Here is a 17,979-nt window from a genome sequence, read left to right on the forward strand (position 1 = left end):
GGGGGGAGAAAAAGATCATCTCCGTTTCGACCCTTCATCCCCTCCCCGACTTGACGCTGCCGGGGATTAAGGTCACCAAGCGATTCTCCGCTTACCAGGCCGAATTGGAGCTGGACCCGACTGTATACGAGCTAAACAAGTTCATTGCCCTGGTCAACAAGGCCAGTACCATTCGGGATCTCTCGGTCCAAGAACCCCAGATTGAAGAGGCCATTAAAGTACTGTATGAAAGGTAAAAAGCGTAAAAAACCCCGGAGTTGTAAAGCCGGGGTCAGTGGCCTTTCATCTGGTTACGGCAGTAATCATAGAGGAATCCTTGGAAATAAATCACATTCCGGTTTAAGAAACCGGTATCCATTAGGGTGAAATATTCGGGGGAGAGGACCGAGAGCACGATGGGAGTCTCTTTTTCTTCACCGTCTTTCACATAAAAGGTCAGGTGAAACAGGGGTTCAACCCCTTGTTCTAACAAGAGCGCGGTCAAATCGGTACTTTCCTCCACCTTTTCGGCGAGGGTAAGGCAAGTCAGGAGTTCACTTTTGGCGTCGCCCGTGATCTTCACCATGCTTGCTGAATCAGGCGCAAAGAATTCTTCGGCGCGGAAAAGGTAGATCTCTTCCGCATTTTCCACCATCGTTAAGATGGCTTTTATGCCTAAAGCATCCGCAGCCACTATGTTTTCCAAGGTATCATCGATAAAGACCGTCTCTTGGGGCAAAGCGCCCTCCTGGGCCAGAATATGTTGGAAAAATTGCGCGTCCGGTTTCGAGACCCCGATCCGGTTGGAGGCATAAACCGCATCGAACCATTGGTAATCTCCGCGGTTTAGTAGATAGTGGAAATGGGATTCCACCGTGTTCGTGCCGCAAACCACGCGCGCTGCCGCTTTTAGTTTTTTGATCAACTCAACCATTTCCCAGTCCAGTTCCGGAGCGAAATATTTGCCGAAAAGATCTTCCCGAATTTCGCGGCCGTAAGCCGCCGAAAACCGCCGCCAAAACTCAGCGATTTCAAGTTTACCGTCGGAAAGAAGGAGTAAATTCGCACCGGCAAGCTGATGAAATCTTTCCCTGGAGATCTGAAGTTCTTCTGCGATCTGGGGTTCAACATCGTAGTTCCGGAGCACCACGCCGCCCATATCGAAAACATACATTTTTATCTTATTTGCCTTCATATTTACCCCTCAAAACTGCTGTTGCTCTTATAAAAGATTAACCTTTGGCCGAAGCGTAGAGATTGCTGTTGATAAAATACTTTGACATCTTCAAAAAGAGAATGATCATGGGGAGACTGGCGATAACCGCAATCGCCATCATGATCCCTTCATCGGTATGGGTTTCGGCCATATATTTCGTAATGTACTGGGGTATAGTTTTCATCGATTCGGTTTGTATGACCATCAAAGGCCAGAGGAGGCTGTCCCACTGGGAGCGGAAAGTGAGGACCCCCAGGGTCGTAATGGCCGGACCGCAGTTGGGGAGGACGATGCGGCTGAAAATATAAAACTCGCCACTCCCATCAATCCGGGCCGCATCCAGGATCTCGTCGGGGAAAGTCAGTAAAAACTGGCGCATCATAAATACACCAAACGCAGTGGTGAGAAAAGGCAGAATTAACCCCAGGTAGGTATCTTGAATCCTCATCGCCATTGTTACCATGTAGAGCGGAATCATAATCACTTCGAACGGGATCATCATCGTTGCCATCATGCTGAGAAAAACGGCGTTCCGGCCTTTAAATTTGAATTTAGCCAGACCGTAACCGGCCATTGCCGATAAGAGGACGGTTGTCACGCTAACGGAGGTGGCAACGACAAGCGAATTGAAGATATTCCGGATATATAAGAAGGAACCATCGGCACCGCGCAAACCAAACCAGTAGTTTTGCCACCGAAAAGTCTTGCTGATCCAGGGGTAGGGTAATTTCATAATTTCAGTGGCGGGCATAATTGAGGCAGTAAACATAAATACCAGCGGGATGAGGATGAAGATGGCAAAAACGACAAGAAAAATATTGATTAAATAATCACCGAGCCCCTGGGAAGGGGTCTTGTGCTTCCTCATAAAAAACCCTCCTTGTGCTGTAGTGCTTTTATCAGTATGGTTTTTGGCCTACATATAGGAGATCTCATTTTCCCGGGAGGCTTTGAACTGTAACCAACTGAGGACAAGCATGATAAAGAAGAGAATCACACTCATCGCGCTCGCGCGGTCGATCCGGAAGTCACGGATCGCCGTGTTGTAAATGTTTAAGGTGATCACATTAATCGGTTTGGTTGGCGCTCCCGAAGTGGTGAAAAGATATTGGGTACTAAAGGTTTTTAGGCATTGCAGCATTGCCATTACCGAGACCAAAAGCGTGGTTGGTTTGATCAAGGGAAAAACAATTAACCAGAAATTTTGCCACTTGTTGGCGCCGTCAATCTCGGCGGCCTCATGGATACTCTTGGGAATATTCCCCATTCCGGCCACAAAAATGATCGTAAAATATCCCACGTACTTCCAGAAATAAACAATAATGGTGGACAATCGTAACATCACGGGAGTTGCCAGCCATTTATGGTCGACGCCTGGTGTTCCGCCGATGAAGTTGACAAACTGGTTAGCCAAGCCCCGCGGATCAAAGATCAGGAACCAGATCAAGGCGGCGACCACTGAAGATAACAAGGCTGGCGAATAGAAGACCATCTGTAAAAGAGTCTGGCATCGCTTTCTGGAAATGATGAAAGCCCCCAGTGCCAAACTGACCACCACCAGCAGCAGGAAAGTGGCAACGGTAAAAATGGCGGTGCTTTTCAGGGAATTCCAAAAGTCTGGCGAGTTAAACAGATAGACATAATTCCGGAACCAGACAAACTCCGGCGCTTTTAAAGAGAGCAGATTATATCTGGTCAAACTCAAGTAAAACGAGTTCAAGATGGGATAAAAACTGAAAACGATGAAAAAGAGTAAGGCTGGAGAGACAAAGAACCACCCCCACCTGGCCCTTTTTTCTTCCATACTCCTTTTTTTCCGTTTGCTCGGTTCTAAAGAGAGGAGGCTTTTATCCCAGACAATTTGTTCTCTCATCTTTACTCCTCCTTAAAAGTGTTCCTGGCTTGTTGCGGTTAAAATCCGATTTCGTCCACTTTTCTGTAAGAAACGCCCGTCCCCGTTGGCGGAAATGCCATTTCCTCCCAGGTTTTCGGATAATCCTTCTCCGGATTTAATCCGGCACTACGGAAAACTCTTTTGTTAATAAAAATACACCAGTTCGTAACCTCCAGGGGTAGTCCGTAGATTTTGCCGTTCATGGTGACCGGGTCAAAAGTATTGGGGGCGTAGTCTGCCTTTAACTCCTCGAGGTTTCTGTACCCCAAAGCCCTGTAGTCAACGGGGGCAACGCGCTGGTTGACAATATAACCATATTCCTGCTCAATCGGAAGGTTAAAGATATCCGGACCACTTCTGGCCGCAAAAGCGGTCAGTACCAAATCCCCCATCTTGCTTGCTTCGTTGACCACTCTTTTAATTTCCACATTGGGATGCATCTTGGTGAATTCGGCAATGTACCGCTCTTCGATTCTGGTGCGGTTGTCATCGGTGTGGGTCCAGTAGGTAATAACTGTTTTTTGGGCAGAAAAAGCAGTTACAGAAAGGATGAAGAGTAAAATGCTTAAAACCCAAAACAAACCTTTTTTCATTTTTTCAACCTCCTTTTTTTTGGAGCATTAACACTCCTTAACCATATTGTAACAAGGGATAGTCATTAAACTGTATCACAAAAGCAACAATAATGTAACAATTATCTAATACTGCATTATCCTTTTCAGGCCGCAGAAAGTCGTACAAGAACGGATTGGTGCACGCCCGTTCCGGTTAAAAAACAATCTTTTATGGACGGAACATAATAATTTAAAAACGGTAGCGGCAGGAGAGGGGGTTATCATGGGGAATGTCAATATAGTGATGGATTAACGTTTTACAACAACGCAGAACAAATAAAAATCAGAGGTGGTGAAGGAATGAGAAGGCATAGTTGGGTTGTGCTTTCATGTTTACTGCTGGTTCTGCTCATCAACGGCGTTATCGGGATAACGGGTGCGGAAGTTCCGGTCTATAAGGATGCGTCAGCCCCCATTGACTTGCGGGTGGAGGACCTGTTATCCCGGATGACCCTTGCCGAGAAGATTGGCCAGATGACCCAGGCGGAGCGGGGGGCGATTACACCGCAAGAGGTGCGCCGGTATTTTATCGGCTCGGTGTTGAGCGGCGGCGGCTCGGCGCCATCGCCGAATACCGCGGAAAACTGGGCGCAGATGTACGATGGCTTCCAAAAGGCGGCCATGAGCACCCGTTTGGGTATCCCTATTCTTTACGGGACGGATGCCGTCCATGGCCATAACAACTTATGGGGGGCCACGATCTTTCCGCATAATATCGGTTTGGGGGCGACCCGGGATCCGGAGCTTTTAGAGAGGATCGGCCGGATTACGGCCTTGGAAACGAAAGCCACCGGGGCGAATTGGACGTTCAGCCCTTGTGTGGCCGTTGCCCGGGATGTCCGCTGGGGCCGGACCTACGAAAGTTTTGGGGAGACCCCTGAACTCCAGCGTTTACTGGTTGGTTCCTACATCAAAGGCTTACAGGGCCCCAACGCCGAGATGGGCGGGGAATATCTGGTGGCCACCGCCAAACATTTTCTGGGGGATGGCGGCGCGACCTGGGGGACGGGTGGTGCCGGGTATAAGATTGACCGCGGCAATGTGGCCGTCAGCGAAGAAGAGTTAAGAGCCATCCACCTTCCCGGGTATCTGGAAGCGATCAAGGCGGGCGTCGGTACCATCATGGTGGCTTTCAACAGTTACCAGGGGATGAAGATGCACGAGCACAAGTACTTAATCACCGATGTTCTCAAGAACGAATTGGGGTTTGACGGTTTTGTCATCACCGACTGGGAAGGAATCAGGGAGATTCCCGCGCCCAATTACTATCAAAAAGTGGTCCGGGCGGTCAACGCGGGGATTGACATGTTTATGGAGCCCAACGGCTGGCGGGATTTCATTACCAACTTGGAAAAAGCCGTGCGAAACGGGGATGTGAGTGAAGAGCGGATTGATGATGCGGTCCGCCGCATCTTGCGGGTTAAGTTTAAAGCGGGCCTCTTTGACGCGCCTTATGCCAACCGGGATCTTTTGGCCCAGAAGCTCATCGGGTGTGAAGCCCACCGGGCGGTGGCCAGGGAAGCGGTCCGCAAATCTTTGGTTCTGCTCAAAAACGAGAACAATCTTCTGCCGCTGGCCAAAGAGAGCCGGATCTACATCGCCGGTTCGAATGCGGATGATCTGGGGAACCAGTGTGGGGGTTGGACCATCACCTGGCAGGGGAAGAGCGGTCCGATCACCATCGGCACGACCATCCGGGAAGGAATTGAAGCGGCACTGAAAGAACCGGGTCGCCTCGTTTCCAACTTGGACGAGGCGGATGTGGCCGTGGTCGTGGTCGGCGAAAAACCCTATGCGGAAGGGGTCGGCGATAACGGGAAATTAACTTTGGGCGCTCCCGACCTCATGGTGCTCAATCAGGTCAAAGCGGCGGGTGTTCCCGTGGTTGTGATTATCGTGTCGGGCCGGCCTTTAATGATTACGCATCTTCTAAAAGATTGGGATGCCTTGGTGGCGGCGTGGCTACCGGGCACCGAGGGACAGGGCGTTGCCGATGTGCTCTTCGGTGACTACAATTTTACGGGGAAATTACCGGTGACGTGGCCGAAAGATCTGGACCGGTACCCGCTGAATTATGGTGATGCCGATTATGATCCTTTATTTAGTTACGGGTATGGTTTAGCCATGGATTTGAAAAAGTAGGCGAGCGGCTTTTCCGGTCGTTTTTGATAAGAAATACGCAACTGAACAGGTCGGTTTTCAGGAGATGAAAAAAAGATCCGCAAAAGCGGATCTTTTTTTAGAACAATCCGTAGTTTAGCTGGGAGAATGTAAAAATAATGTTTTGAACAAAAATTTTCTCAAAAAAAGAGGAATCAGGTAAAAGGGGTAGAAATATACTTATGAAACCGGTTTAGATTTAATATAATTTGAACCGATCGCTAACATCCCGAAAACTTTGCTTATGTCCCAAACAGAGCGGGCTGGAGCAGAACAACTTTACAAAATATTCATGAAACCAGTTCAATAAAGGGGATTAAAATGGCGACCATTAACGAAGTGGCGAAGTTGGCGGGGGTTTCCAAGGCCACGGTGTCGCGGGTGCTCAATAACCGCCCGGTTAGTTCGGAGACCCATGCCAAGGTGATGAAGGCAATCCGCGAATTGAAATACCAACCAAATGCGCAAGCCCGGGGGTTGTCTTTACGACAGGTGAAGATCATTGGCCTCATCGCACCGGATTTGCGGGGGGGCTTTTACGGACCGATTATTTTGGGGATTGAAGAGGTTCTCCAGAAGAATGATTTCAACTTGATCGTGTCGCGGGCCCAGTCCAAAGAGTACCGACTGGCCAAAATGCTTAAAGAAAAGAAAGTCGACGGGTTAATCATTGCGACCCCCCGTCGTATTGGGGAAAAAGGGATTCTCGCTTTGAAGAAGGATAATTTTCCGGTTGTGGTGATCGATGGCAATGTCGGCGAACAGGTAAGTTCGGTGGAGGTCGACAGCCGCCAAGGGGCCTATCAGGCAACGGAGCATCTGATCAAGCTGGGGCACACCAGAATCGGTGTGATCTCCAGTCCGTACAGCTTTAAGGAGAGTCGCGATCGTCTACGGGGTTATCAAGACGCGTTGAAACAGTATGGTTTAACCTATGACCACGCTCTGGTTCGGGAAGGGAATTACTCGATGGCCAGCGGCGAGCGGGAGATTGAGCAGTTATTGGTGTTGGAACCACGGCCGACGGCAATTGTCGCTTTCAACGATGAAATGGCGATCGGGGCGATCCACGGCCTCTTTAAAAAAGGATTTTCTGTACCAAGGGACATGGCGGTGATTGGGTTTGACGATTCGGAGATCGCCCAAACCTTCTACCCGCCCCTAACTACGGTACGTCAACCAATCAAGGAGATGGGGGCTGTTGCCGCCCGCAAAATGCTGGCGATTCTTTCCGGAGAGGAAACAGCAGTCACCCATGTCATCCTCCAGACTTCTTTGGTAGTTAGGGCGTCCTGCGGTGCGGGTTTGCAGTGATAGATAAAGGAGGTGGCGTGCAGCTAGAAAAGGTCTTCACTTCTGAGAAGGACGGAAGAATCTTTTTACCAATGATCATTAATCAAGGAGGGTTTCTTCAATGCGTAAACTAGGTTTGGTGTTGTTGGTCCTGTTGTTGGTCGGTTCGGTTTGCCTGGAAGCGGCACCGAAAACCAAGATCGTCGTTGGCTGCTACCCGGCTCTGGACGAGGCTTATGCGGCGGTTCTGCCCGAGTTTTACAAAAAGTATCCCAACATTGAAGTCGAGATCAAATCGTTGGGGTTTGACGACCACCACAGCACACTGGTCACCGCTTTGGCCGCCGGTCAGGGTGCACCCGATGTCGCGGCTGTTGAAATTGCCTATGTGGCCCAGTTTGTCACCGAGGGCGGTTTGGTTGACCTGTTGAAACCGCCTTACAACGCCGGCCGGTATCGTCATGGGATTGCCCCTTACACCTGGGCGCAGGGTTCCTCGGATGACGGACGGTTGATTGCGATGCCGGCGGACATTGCTCCGGGTTGCGCTTTCTACCGCCGGGATGTCTTTGAGGCCAACGGAATTAAGATTGAAGATATCAAGACCATGGAAGACCTGTATCAGGCCGGTCTGAAAATCTCCAAGGACCTGGACGGCGACGGGAAAAACGACACCTGGCTCGTCTCCGACGCGGGTAATATTGCCTGGATGATCATTCGTTCTTCACCGGAGTTGTACTTTGACAAAAACGGTAACTGTGTGGTTGATAGCGAGCGTTTCCGCCTGGCGTTCGAGTGGGCGAAAAAATTCCAGGATGCCGGTATCGCAGCTGGAATCGGTGCCTGGTCTAATGAATGGTATGTTGCTTTCCAAACCGGGACGGTTGCTTATGAGCCCTGCGGCGCTTGGTTGGGCGGCCACCTGAAGAACTGGATGGCACCGGACACCGCCGGTAAATGGGGCGTTGCCGAGTGGCCGGCGCTGAAGGCCGGTGAACCGCGGATGGCCGGTTACTGGGGCGGTACCTTCCTGGCGATTCCGGAACAGAGCAAAAACAAGGAGGCGGCCTGGGCCTTTATCGAGTTCATCTGCACCAACACCGATGTGCAAGTGAAGAACTTCGAGACCGCCGATTGCTTCCCCGCCTGGATGGAAGCTTGGAACCACAAGATTTTCGAAGAAAAGATGGACTTCTTCGCCGGCCAGCAAGCCCGTCTCCTCTGGATCGATATTGCCAAACGCGTTCCGGAAGTCATCACCAACAAGTTTGACAGTGTAGCCAACGCAGCGGTTTCCGCCGAACTGAGTGCGGTGCTCAATGAAGGTAAAGCTGTGGATCGTGCGCTCCGCGACGCAAAAACCCAGATTGAACGGAGAACAAGAAGACGCTAGGAACGACAAAGGGAGGAAGGGAGGGCGTACTCCCTTCCTCCTCGCTACTCCATTAAAGAAAAGAGGGTTTTTCATGACCGAGCTAACAATGAAAAATCGACTTCGACGGTGTTATAACCGGATGATTCCATATTTCTTTGTCTCGCCGTTTTTCGCGTTTTTCTTGGTCTTTGGTGCCTTCCCCATCTTTTTTGCGCTTTATTTGAGTTTCCACAGCTGGAACGGGATTGCAACTTCACCGATGGTATATATCGGCTGGGAAAACTACACGTATACATTGACCGACCCCATGTTTTGGCAAGCGTTGAAGAACACAGTTGTCATGGCGATTGTGAGTGGTGTTCCCCAGCACATTTTGGGCTTGTTTTTTGCTTTCATCCTGAACCTTGGTTTTGTGCGGCTGAAAAACTTCTTTAAGGCCACCCTGTTTTTGCCGTACATAACTTCGACCGTGGCGGTGTCGATGGTTTTTGCCATTTTCTACGGCTATCCATTTGGGTTTGCGAACTATCTGGCTGTATCCCTGGACAAAATTCCTTTCTTTCATGCCATCTTCAGCTTGTTCAATCTTGAAATACCGTTGAAATGGTTGGCTTCGCCGCCTTTGATGATTCCGACCATCTCCACCCAGATCATTTGGCGTTGGACCGGATGGAACACCATTCTGTATTTGGCCGGTCTGCAGACCATTCCGCAGGAGTTATATGAAGCGGCGCGGGTTGACGGGGCCAAGTGGCATCAAGTGTTCTTTAAGATTACCCTTCCTTCTTTGCGGCCGGTAATGCAATTTGCGATTACGATGTCGGTTATCGGGGGCCTGCAGATTTTTAATGAACCGTTTATTATGGTCGGGAAAAATGGCGGGACGGGCCGTGCCGCCTATACGCTGGCCATGTATTTGTACCAGACCGGTTTTGAGTGGGGCTACTTTGGTGGTGCCGCGGCCATCTCCTACATTGTCTTTGTGTTGATCTTCATTGCCTCCATGATTTCGCGCAGGGTATTACGTTCCGACGAGGGGGTTAGTTAAAGATGAAGAAGGTCCAAACCCGCTTAACCCTTCCACACGAAATCGAAGTGAAACAGCAGATCGACTATAAAAAAATCGGGATTAAGATCCTCCTGTATCTCCCGCTTCTGATTTGGACGGTCGTCACCATCTATCCCTTCTGGTACATGGTGGTTCTGTCGACGCGGAGTTTGGCGGAGATTTTCGCTTTCCCGCCACCGATGTGGTTTGGCCGCGCTTTAGCAGAGAACTACCGGATTCTCCTGGATCGGCTCCCCTTCTGGCGTAATGTCTGGAACAGTGTTTATATTGCGGTGATGGCCACGATAACCACGTTGTTCTTCTGTTCAGTGGGCGGTTACGGTTTCGCCGTTTACGAGTTCAGAGGGAAAAAATTAATGTTTAACATTATGTTGGCCACCATGATGATCCCGGCGCTTCTGGGGATTATTCCGTTCTTTATCATGATGAGCTACTTTGGCTGGATTAACACGCCCCGGGCGCTTTATATCCCAGGTGCGGCCAGCGCCTACGGCATCTACTTAATGCGTCAGTACATTACCAGTTCGGTTCCTCTGGCCTTGGTCGACGCGGCCCGCATTGACGGCTGTTCCGAATTCGCAATCTACCGGCGGATTGTTTTGCCCATTATCAAGCCGGGTTTGGGCGCCTTGGGGATCATTACCTTCCTGGGTTCCTGGGACAACTTTATGGGGGCCTTGGTTATTCTTCGTGAACGCATGACTTATACGATTCCGGTGGCGCTCCGCTCCTTCCAGGGGCAGGCCCAAACCGACTACGGCGCAATTATGGTTGGCGCCAGCATCGCGGTAATTCCGTTGGTGATTGTGTTCTTGTTCATGTCCAAACAGCTGATTGCCGGTCTAACTTACGGGGCGATTAAAGGTTAGGGTAGATTTTGGTATACAATGCCGCTCAGTTGAAAAACCGTGGGAAAAGCACCTTCCTCATCTTGGGCGCTGCCCAAAAAGACCTGGGACAGGAGGTCCCGGGTTTTTCTTTTGTTTTCCGGCCGGCGGCTTCCTTGCTTCCTTTGGTCTCTGTGTTTGCTTTGGCCAAGGTCTTGCTGGTCTCGATCTAGCTCCCCTGGCCGTTTGGCGGCTTGTGTTTTTATTCGATGACAACAGCCGTTCCCGAGGCGGTGACCATTAGCATGTTCCCGCTTTTGCCCAGGACTTCATAGTCAATATCCACGCCGACGACGGCATTGGCCCCTAATTTGGCGGCACGACGCTGCATCTCATAAATGGCATTTTCGCGGGCTTTAATCAGTTCCCCCTCGTAGGAACCGGAACGCCCGCCGAAGAAGTTAGTCAGTTCAGCGGCGAAATCCTTGAGGAAGTTGACGCCGGAGATCACTTCCCCGAAGACAATACCCTTGTATTCCACAATTTTGCGGCCTTCAACCGTATTGGTGGTGGTCACGATCATTTTTAATTCCCCCCCTCTTGACAGGTAAATATCTTCTTAATTATACCAGATTGGCACGGGTGATGGTAGGAAAACCGTTCTCCTCTATTTTCTTCGTTTTTCTTGACAGGATTGACGGAAAGGCAGATAATACGGTAAAAACTCCAAGGTTATTTTGGCCAGCGATGGGCAATGATGATTGACCGGGGAACGTTTGATGCATTTTGACGCGGATCATAAAGGAAATGGGGTATGAGTGATGGACCGGAAAAAGGAACTGAAGCAATTATATAAGCAGATGAAGCCGGAGATGGGGATTTTTCTCATCCGGGCGCTGGATGATGGCCGTTGTTACCTGCAAGCGACACCCGACTTGAAGGGAGCAATCAATAGCACCCGGTTTAAACTGGATGCGGGAAAGCATCCCAACCGGGAGTTACAGAAAGCATGGCAAGAGCGGGGCGCGGCGAATTTCGTCTTTGAGGTTCTGGACAAACTGGAATATGATAAAGACGAAACCAAGACCGATTACAGCGAAGAGCTGGAAATCTTGCGGCTGGTCTGGGCGGAAAAACTGGCGCAGGAGAAGATGGTCTTTTTTTAGCAGGCCGGCAAGGCCGTAAAAAGGGCCAACAAATACCAGCGGATTACGCGTAATTTTTTTCGGACAAAGGCGTTTGAATTAAGGAGTGGTGTTTAAGTTAATGAGGAGGCAATAAAGTGCGGAAAAATGGCACGTTTATAATTTGTATCTTGATCGGGCTTGCCCTTGCTTTCGTCTATAACCGTGGCGATGTATTCTCCACGAAAGAAGAAAAGGTAATGACCGGTTTTACTCGCTTGCTGGCCAAGGAGGATTTGACTGTGGCCGAAGTCATTGCCTATGTGGATCGGCATATTGATGAAGTGACAACCAAAAATGCCGGAAAGCTGGTTTTGGGGCTGGAGTCGGTCCAAAAGAAAATGCTTCCGGATTGGGAACGGCTTTACGATGACAGTGTTCTGCAGGCGAAGATGCTCCGGGTTTACCAGCGGAACTGGGCGCTGGACGATTTAAAGACGGCCCAGGACGAAACGGTCCGGCAGTTGGTGGCCGAAACCATGAAAAACGGTTACAAGGTGGAGACCGCCGAAGGGCAATTCTTTCCGGTGATCGATTATCCTTTCTACCAAAAGTACTTTGAAGCGATTAGTCCCGACTTGACAGCCTATTTTGAACTGATGGCGGTGGAGTCGGAAGCGACGCCGGTCAAAGACGCCGCCCTGATGATCAGTTGGGCGGAGCTTCTCCAGCGGGCAAAGCGCCAGGAACAGTTTATCGACGGGTACAGCGGCTCGACGCAGGTCGAGCCGGTGCGGGCCCTTTTGCGCCGCTACGTTACCTTTGCCCTGTTTGGTTGTAACAATACTCCTTTGTTCAATTATCAGACGAAAGCAATGGATCCCGAAGCCAAATTGGCTTATAATCAATTTGTTGCCAAAGAAACGGAAGGGGATTTTGCGGCGCTGATTAAAGAGTATCTCCAAGTGCTTGCCGCTAATGATTATCGTTTAACGGAAGAAGTGGAGGCCTTTCGGCAAGCGGCGGTTGCCGCCTGGTGATTCAGTAGAGTTAATTTAGTTTAATTAATTGAAGAACCTTTATCCCGGCAACCGTGTGCGGGTCTGCCGGGATAAAGCTATTAACAAAAACTATACATATGAGGTAGTCCTATTACCATGTAGTTAGTGGTAAAATATAAGCAATTAGTAAAGATTTGCGTAAGGAGGAGAAGTTCCTCATGTTCAAAGAAGATACGCGGAAGACCGGTCAGAACATCGTTGAAAAGCTTAAGGGTGGCGTGATCATGGATGTGACCACTCCGGAACAGGCGAAGATCGCCGAGGAAGCCGGGGCGGTGGCCGTCATGGCGTTGGAAAGAGTCCCCGCCGACATCAGGGCTGAGGGCGGCGTAGCCCGCATGTCCGATCCGGAAGTGATCCTTCGCATCGTGGAAGCGGTCTCGATTCCCGTCATGGCGAAGGTGCGCATCGGTCATTTTGTGGAGGCGCAAATCCTGGAGGCGTTGGGCATTGACTTTATCGATGAGAGTGAAGTTTTGACCCCGGCCGACGATCGGTATCATATTGATAAAACCAAGTTTAAAGTCCCCTTTGTTTGCGGGGCCCGTAATCTGGGCGAGGCCCTCCGCCGGATTAATGAAGGGGCGGTCATGATCCGGACCAAAGGCGAGGCCGGCACAGGTGATATTGTCGAAGCGGTGCGCCATATCCGGACGGTGAACGAAGAGATTGCCGCTTTACAGAAGACGCCGGAAGCAGAATTACCAAAACTGGCGGAAGAGATGCGGGTGCCGGTGGCTTTACTCAGCGAAACCCGGAAACTGGGCCGCTTGCCCGTGGTTAACTTTGCGGCCGGCGGGGTCGCGATTCCGGCCGATGCCGCCATGATGATGCAACTGGGATGCGATGGCGTTTTTGTCGGTTCCGGGATTTTCAAGTCGGCAAACCCGGTCGCGCGGGCGAAAGCTATCGTCGAAGCGGTGGCCCATTACAACGATCCGGAAGTGTTGGCGAAAGTTTCCCGTGGTTTAGGCGAAGCGATGCGGGGGATCAGTGTGGCCGGACTGGCCAGCGAAAACCGCCTGGCCGAACGGGGATGGTAAAGTAAAGAAGTGGTGCGCGTAGCACAAAAAATGCGTTATTACCAAACGTAATAACGCATTTTTTATTTTCGTTCGTTGTTCTTTTTTATTCCACTTTGAACTGGTTCAGCATGTTACTAAGCCGCTCGGCTTCATGCTTTAAGAATTGGCAAGAGGAAGCCAGTTCCTCAACCAGAGCGGCGTTATCCTGGGTAACCTGGTTCAGTTGGTCAATGGAATACTGGATTTGCTGGGTTGCGCTGGTCTGCTCTTTGATGGCATCGGCGACCGCATTGATGGCCGCCGAGGTCTGCATGGTATTTTCGACGATCTGCTTGAGGATGACACCGGATTTTTTCGCCATTATGTTGCCGTTTTCCACTCGGTTCACACTTTCCGTGATGAGCGCCTCAATTTCCTGGGCGGCTTCCCCGGCCCGCCTGGCCAGGCTTCGTACTTCGGCGGCGACAACGGCAAAACCGCGGCCTTGTTCGCCGGCCCGGGCTGCTTCAACGGCGGCGTTGAGGGCCAGCAGATTTGTTTGGAAGGAGATGTCGTTAACGACCTGGATGATGGCGGCGATCTGGTTGCTGCTGGCTGAGATCTGTTCCATGGCCGCCATAGTGTGGGCGATTGCTTCCTCGCCTTCTTTGACCACATTGAGGGTAGTCTGCGAAAAGTGGTTTGCTTTTTGGGCGTTGGCCGATAACTGATGGATTGAGGCACTGATCTCCTGCATGGTGGCAGACAGTTCCTCCAGCGCGGCGGCCTCTTCTTGGGTGCGTTGGGAGAGGTCTTCGTTGCCGACGGCGATCTGCAGGGAACTATCGCTGACTTTTTCCGCGATCGATTGTACCAGAACAGAGGACTCCCGCTGTTTGTTCAGCAATTGGTTAAAACCGGTCGCCAACTGGCCGATTTCATCCTTTGCCAAGACCGGCAGTTTGGCGGTGAGGTCACCCATGGCTGCTTTTTGGAAAGCATCGAGCAGAAGCGGAATTGGTTTCAAGATAAAACCGGTAAAGATAAAAGTCGCTCCGATGCCGAGCGCAATACCGACGAGAATAATAAAACCCAACGCTAGATTTATCCTGTATATAAGGTTTTGGGCTTGTTTCTTTTCCACCCCGACAAACCACATGCCGATCACTTTTCCGCTGGCATCCCGGAGCGGGGTATAACGGGTAAGAAAGGGCCGACCGGCCACATCGGCTTCACCGGTAAAGTCACGGCCGTTGATGAGGACGGTCTCCACAACTTCCGGGGCCGCTGTTGTTCCGATGGCACGAGCTCCGGTCTCCAGGGTTACATTGGTGGCAATCCGGGTGTTGTCCAGGAAGATCGTGGCGAGGGCACCGGTCTGGTCGCGAATGAGGTCAACAACCTGGTAATTGTCGTTGACTAATTGCTCGCCCTTATAGAGACGGCTGTTCTCCCGGTGCCAAGGGCCGGGATAGACTTCATCCAATAACCGGTAACCTAAATTGAGGATCGAAGAAAGCTCTTGGGTCAGACTGGAATTGACCAGTTTTGTGACTTGATCATTGACGACCAGGAAAATGCTTAGGCCAATCAAACATAACAGAACAGTAACTCCGATGGAAATCTTGTTTTTCAGTTTCATCCTGCTCTTCCTGCCCTTCATGGTGATTTCAAAGACGGATTATTTGTAATAAAAATAAATTTGTATTATATATTTCGGCTGAAAGAGAGAAGAATTTAATCCCCAACAAAACCCTAAATTGAAAAGATCGTTTCTATGCGTCGGAACACTTTGGTCTGCTGGGGTTGGCACGCCACCCGGTGAACACCTGGCGTTCGCCGGGGATCTTTCCTAAAGGGCGGGAAAACGTAACCCGGGACCGTTGGGTCCCGGGTTAACGCGTGATTTTCTAACTGTTCATTTCTCTACCGGCCAAGATTGCCGGGAGGGGCTGGGCCGGCGCCCTTACTGGGGATTATACATGCCCACGCTCTGCATATAGTTGAAGATTGCTTCCCCGTGCTGTTGCTCTTCCTTTTGGATATGATTGAGGATCTGGCGCACTTGGGGATCCCTAAATTCGAAGATGGCTGTATCATAGGTGCCGGAGACGTATTTCTCCGTCATCAGCATATCGGTGCAGAGGTTTTGGTCGGCTTGGTATCCGCTGGACTGGTTTTGTCCTTGAAAGCTATTCGTTTGCTGCTGGGACAGTTGTTGAGAGGATTGTTGCTGCAGGATTTGCATGGGCGATTGGTTTTGCTGTTGGCCGCCGCTTTGGCCTTGATTCATGTTGGGGATTTGGCCGTTCAGCAGTTGGTTGATGGTGTTTAGGTGCTCTTGTTCGGTTTGGGCGTTCTGTTGAAAGAGTGCTTTCAGTTGGGGGTCGGACGCCATATTGGCATAGTCATTGTACTTTTGGATACAGATCTCTTCGTGGCTTTTTTGGTCCTGCAAGAGCATGCGTTCTTTGTTCGTCAGTTTTAAACTCATTATTTAACACCTCCATCGGTAGTCTGGGCAAAAAATTGAATTATATCCCTTAAATTATGTAGAAAGGGATACCGGAAGAAGGTGAAATGGGTAGCCTACCGCTCTTGCCTAGCTTGATTAATAAGAAAAGGAAAAAAGAAGAATATGCAGAATAAATAGAATTGCAAACGATTGCATTAATTCGCGAAAGGAATTGATCTGGTATTGGATGTTCATCGGAATCATCGGAATATAATAATGAGGAAAGTATTAGCCATTACCCTTATTCTTGTCTTATCCTTGGCCCTTGTTGGCTGCGGGAAAAAGAAGACCACGAAAACGCCGCCGTTATCGGGAGGAGATTACCCGCGGTTTATTCCTGATGTTCCACCTCCTCCCGGATTTGACCGGATCACCGAGGTTAACAAAACAATAATGCAGGCTTTCTACTGGGAATTGGGGACAAAAGTAGGGCCAAATGATTATTTAGGTAGATTTCCCAAAGAGGCCAATCTCTGGCGGCTCCTGGCGGAGCGCGCTCCCGAGTTCGAAAAGATGGGCCTGACCGGCCTCTGGCTGCCTCCGGCTTCGAAGGCCATGAGCGGCGGTTATAGTGTGGGTTATGATGTTTATGACTTGTGGGATCTGGGCGAGTTTCACCAAAAAGGGACCCGCCGGACCAAGTACGGCAGCCGGGAAGAGTTGGACAACGCCATTAAAACCCTCCACGCCCATGGGATTAAGGTCTATTTTGACGCTGTTCTGAACCACCGGATGGGGGCGGATGAGCAGGAAAACGTACCGTTGGCCGGAGGAGGAACAGCAACACTCTGGACGAAGTATACTTTCCCCGGCCGGAAAGGTAAGTACTATAACACCCAATGGGATTGGAAGTACTTTGATGGGATGGACGGGTTTTTGTTTTCAGGAAAAAACTGGGATGACTGTCTACCCGACTACTTGATGGGGGCGGATGTGGATTACCAGTATGAACCGGTCCGGCAGGAGATCAAAGCCTGGGGCGAGTGGATCATTAGCGAAGTTGACTTCGACGGCTTTAGGCTGGATGCGGTTAAACATGTAGATAACAACTATATTCATGCTTGGCTTGAACATATACAAAACAGTACCGTCAAGGACGTCTTTTTCGTGGGGGAAGCGTGGATTGAAGATACCAATGATTTGAAAAACTACATTGATGCAGTCGGCCACCCCGACCTCAAGGTTTTTGATTTCCCTCTCCATGCCTATTTCCGAAACTTGGCCAATATAGGTGGCGTTGCCAACGACATGAAGGCGCTGGCCGACGTCGGGCTGGTCAATCTCGAGGGCTATCAGGACCGGGCGGTCACCTTTGCTGACAACCACGACACGAACCGGGACAATGAAGCAAGCGGAGTGCACCGCTACAAGTATCAGGCCTACGCTTATATGCTAACGCGCGAACACGGCACCCCGTGTATTTGGTGGAAAGACTTCTATGTTTACGGGATGCATGAGGGAATCGGCAAATTGTTGTTGGCCCGCAAATATTATGCCTACGGACCGGGACACGAGGTGCCGGACGCCAATGATAAGGACGTTTACTGCTATGTCCGGGAAGGGATCCCGGGGACGGGAACCGGCCTGGTGCTGCTGCTGTCCGACGGACCAGCGGGCGGAAAGCAGATCGTCACCAAGCGCATTAACTCGCGGCAGCCCAACACCACCTTCTATGACCTTACAGGTAATGTCGACGGTACGGTGACTACGGATGCCGAAGGGTACGGTGATTTTAAAGTAAGGATGAGCGAGGGCGAAGGCTGGTCGGTCTGGGTGCCCACGGGTAAATAGGAAGCGAACGGGAGCGGGAAGAGGAATGATGGTGGGTGGCGCGGTGCCGTCCGGTTT

Annotated in this window: 17 protein-coding genes and 1 pseudogene; 11 read left to right on the forward strand and 7 right to left on the reverse strand. The window is 50.6% G+C overall.

Annotation, left to right across the window (positions count from 1 at the left end; translation table 11 throughout):
- Window positions 1-236, forward strand: a pseudogene (locus G5B42_RS07710) (ABC transporter); the annotation flags it as partial.
- A 35-nt stretch (window positions 237-271) separates the two neighbouring features.
- Here G5B42_RS07710 and G5B42_RS07715 read toward each other — a convergent pair.
- The 4 genes from G5B42_RS07715 to G5B42_RS07730 all read right to left on the reverse strand — a co-directional run bounded on the left by G5B42_RS07715 (window position 272) and on the right by G5B42_RS07730 (window position 3,682).
- Window positions 272-1,153 (reverse strand): HAD-IA family hydrolase, encoded by an 882-nt coding sequence (locus G5B42_RS07715; RefSeq protein ID WP_231133362.1) that lies wholly within the window; start codon window positions 1,151-1,153, stop codon window positions 272-274.
- A gap of 58 nt (window positions 1,154-1,211) precedes the next feature.
- The gene (locus G5B42_RS07720; RefSeq protein ID WP_181339898.1) at window positions 1,212-2,063 is read right to left on the reverse strand and encodes a carbohydrate ABC transporter permease; all 852 of its coding nucleotides are present in this window, start codon (window positions 2,061-2,063) and stop codon (window positions 1,212-1,214) included.
- A gap of 48 nt (window positions 2,064-2,111) precedes the next feature.
- Entirely contained in the window at window positions 2,112-2,999 is an 888-nt protein-coding gene (locus G5B42_RS07725) for a carbohydrate ABC transporter permease (RefSeq protein WP_181340002.1), read from the reverse strand.
- Window positions 3,000-3,106: 107 nt separating this feature from the next.
- Window positions 3,107-3,682: an ABC transporter substrate-binding protein gene (locus tag G5B42_RS07730; protein ID WP_181339899.1), complete on the reverse strand. Its 576-nt coding sequence runs from the start codon at window positions 3,680-3,682 to the stop codon at window positions 3,107-3,109.
- A 321-nt stretch (window positions 3,683-4,003) separates the two neighbouring features.
- Here G5B42_RS07730 and G5B42_RS07735 point away from each other — a divergent pair, with 321 nt between their 5' ends.
- From G5B42_RS07735 to G5B42_RS11915, 6 genes are all read left to right on the forward strand, one after another.
- Entirely contained in the window at window positions 4,004-5,845 is a 1,842-nt protein-coding gene (locus G5B42_RS07735; RefSeq protein WP_181339900.1) for a glycoside hydrolase family 3 protein, read from the forward strand.
- 339 nt (window positions 5,846-6,184) lie between these two features.
- The gene (locus G5B42_RS07740; RefSeq protein ID WP_181339901.1) at window positions 6,185-7,177 is read left to right on the forward strand and encodes a LacI family DNA-binding transcriptional regulator; all 993 of its coding nucleotides are present in this window, start codon (window positions 6,185-6,187) and stop codon (window positions 7,175-7,177) included.
- Between the two features lie 100 nt (window positions 7,178-7,277).
- Window positions 7,278-8,549: an ABC transporter substrate-binding protein gene (locus G5B42_RS07745; RefSeq protein WP_181339902.1), complete on the forward strand. Its 1,272-nt coding sequence runs from the start codon at window positions 7,278-7,280 to the stop codon at window positions 8,547-8,549.
- Window positions 8,550-8,622: 73 nt separating this feature from the next.
- Window positions 8,623-9,579, forward strand: a complete 957-nt coding sequence (locus tag G5B42_RS07750) for a carbohydrate ABC transporter permease (RefSeq protein ID WP_181339903.1) — start codon at window positions 8,623-8,625, stop codon at window positions 9,577-9,579.
- A gap of 2 nt (window positions 9,580-9,581) precedes the next feature.
- Entirely contained in the window at window positions 9,582-10,469 is an 888-nt protein-coding gene (locus tag G5B42_RS07755) for a carbohydrate ABC transporter permease (RefSeq protein ID WP_181339904.1), read from the forward strand.
- A 29-nt stretch (window positions 10,470-10,498) separates the two neighbouring features.
- The gene (locus tag G5B42_RS11915) at window positions 10,499-10,660 is read left to right on the forward strand and encodes a hypothetical protein (RefSeq protein WP_231133363.1); all 162 of its coding nucleotides are present in this window, start codon (window positions 10,499-10,501) and stop codon (window positions 10,658-10,660) included.
- A 29-nt stretch (window positions 10,661-10,689) separates the two neighbouring features.
- Here the strand turns inward: G5B42_RS11915 and G5B42_RS07760 are convergent, their stop codons facing one another.
- The gene (locus G5B42_RS07760; RefSeq protein ID WP_181339905.1) at window positions 10,690-11,010 is read right to left on the reverse strand and encodes a putative heavy metal-binding protein; all 321 of its coding nucleotides are present in this window, start codon (window positions 11,008-11,010) and stop codon (window positions 10,690-10,692) included.
- A 238-nt stretch (window positions 11,011-11,248) separates the two neighbouring features.
- Between G5B42_RS07760 and G5B42_RS07765 the strand changes: the two genes are divergently transcribed.
- The 3 genes from G5B42_RS07765 to pdxS all read left to right on the forward strand — a co-directional run bounded on the left by G5B42_RS07765 (window position 11,249) and on the right by pdxS (window position 13,655).
- On the forward strand, window positions 11,249-11,593 hold the full coding sequence (locus G5B42_RS07765; RefSeq protein ID WP_181339906.1) for a GIY-YIG nuclease family protein: 345 nt from the start codon (window positions 11,249-11,251) through the stop codon (window positions 11,591-11,593).
- 116 nt (window positions 11,594-11,709) lie between these two features.
- Window positions 11,710-12,591, forward strand: coding sequence for a hypothetical protein (locus tag G5B42_RS07770; RefSeq protein WP_181339907.1), 882 nt, complete (start codon window positions 11,710-11,712; stop codon window positions 12,589-12,591).
- Between the two features lie 179 nt (window positions 12,592-12,770).
- On the forward strand, window positions 12,771-13,655 hold the full coding sequence (pdxS, locus tag G5B42_RS07775) for a pyridoxal 5'-phosphate synthase lyase subunit PdxS (RefSeq protein ID WP_181339908.1): 885 nt from the start codon (window positions 12,771-12,773) through the stop codon (window positions 13,653-13,655).
- 85 nt (window positions 13,656-13,740) lie between these two features.
- On the opposite strand, the gene G5B42_RS07780 is transcribed toward pdxS, so the two are convergent.
- Together G5B42_RS07780 and G5B42_RS07785 are read right to left on the reverse strand one after the other, a co-directional pair.
- The gene (locus tag G5B42_RS07780; RefSeq protein WP_181339909.1) at window positions 13,741-15,258 is read right to left on the reverse strand and encodes a methyl-accepting chemotaxis protein; all 1,518 of its coding nucleotides are present in this window, start codon (window positions 15,256-15,258) and stop codon (window positions 13,741-13,743) included.
- Window positions 15,259-15,582: 324 nt separating this feature from the next.
- On the reverse strand, window positions 15,583-16,110 hold the full coding sequence (locus G5B42_RS07785; protein WP_181339910.1) for a spore coat protein: 528 nt from the start codon (window positions 16,108-16,110) through the stop codon (window positions 15,583-15,585).
- Window positions 16,111-16,347: 237 nt separating this feature from the next.
- Between G5B42_RS07785 and G5B42_RS07790 the strand changes: the two genes are divergently transcribed.
- Window positions 16,348-17,922 (forward strand): alpha-amylase, encoded by a 1,575-nt coding sequence (locus G5B42_RS07790; protein ID WP_181339911.1) that lies wholly within the window; start codon window positions 16,348-16,350, stop codon window positions 17,920-17,922.
- The last annotated feature ends 57 nt before the right edge of the window (window positions 17,923-17,979 follow it).

The organism is Capillibacterium thermochitinicola, from assembly GCF_013664685.1.
Lineage (GTDB): Bacteria > Bacillota > UBA4882 > UBA10575 > UBA10575 > Capillibacterium > Capillibacterium thermochitinicola.

Bases quoted from the DNA above. Each gene is read 5' to 3' on its own strand.
- G5B42_RS07715 (WP_231133362.1), bottom strand. From the start codon at position 1,153: ATGTATGTTTTCGATATGGGCGGCGTGGTGCTCCGGAACTACGATGTT.
- G5B42_RS07720 (WP_181339898.1), bottom strand. From the start codon at position 2,063: ATGAGGAAGCACAAGACCCCTTCCCAGGGGCTCGGTGATTATTTAATC.
- G5B42_RS07725 (WP_181340002.1), bottom strand. From the start codon at position 2,999: ATGGAAGAAAAAAGGGCCAGGTGGGGGTGGTTCTTTGTCTCTCCAGCC.
- G5B42_RS07730 (WP_181339899.1), bottom strand. From the start codon at position 3,682: ATGAAAAAAGGTTTGTTTTGGGTTTTAAGCATTTTACTCTTCATCCTT.
- G5B42_RS07735 (WP_181339900.1), top strand. From the start codon at position 4,004: ATGAGAAGGCATAGTTGGGTTGTGCTTTCATGTTTACTGCTGGTTCTG.
- G5B42_RS07740 (WP_181339901.1), top strand. From the start codon at position 6,185: ATGGCGACCATTAACGAAGTGGCGAAGTTGGCGGGGGTTTCCAAGGCC.
- G5B42_RS07745 (WP_181339902.1), top strand. From the start codon at position 7,278: ATGCGTAAACTAGGTTTGGTGTTGTTGGTCCTGTTGTTGGTCGGTTCG.
- G5B42_RS07750 (WP_181339903.1), top strand. From the start codon at position 8,623: ATGACCGAGCTAACAATGAAAAATCGACTTCGACGGTGTTATAACCGG.
- G5B42_RS07755 (WP_181339904.1), top strand. From the start codon at position 9,582: ATGAAGAAGGTCCAAACCCGCTTAACCCTTCCACACGAAATCGAAGTG.
- G5B42_RS07760 (WP_181339905.1), bottom strand. From the start codon at position 11,010: ATGATCGTGACCACCACCAATACGGTTGAAGGCCGCAAAATTGTGGAA.
- G5B42_RS07765 (WP_181339906.1), top strand. From the start codon at position 11,249: ATGGACCGGAAAAAGGAACTGAAGCAATTATATAAGCAGATGAAGCCG.
- pdxS (WP_181339908.1), top strand. From the start codon at position 12,771: ATGTTCAAAGAAGATACGCGGAAGACCGGTCAGAACATCGTTGAAAAG.
- G5B42_RS07780 (WP_181339909.1), bottom strand. From the start codon at position 15,258: ATGAAACTGAAAAACAAGATTTCCATCGGAGTTACTGTTCTGTTATGT.
- G5B42_RS07785 (WP_181339910.1), bottom strand. From the start codon at position 16,110: ATGAGTTTAAAACTGACGAACAAAGAACGCATGCTCTTGCAGGACCAA.
- G5B42_RS07790 (WP_181339911.1), top strand. From the start codon at position 16,348: ATGAGGAAAGTATTAGCCATTACCCTTATTCTTGTCTTATCCTTGGCC.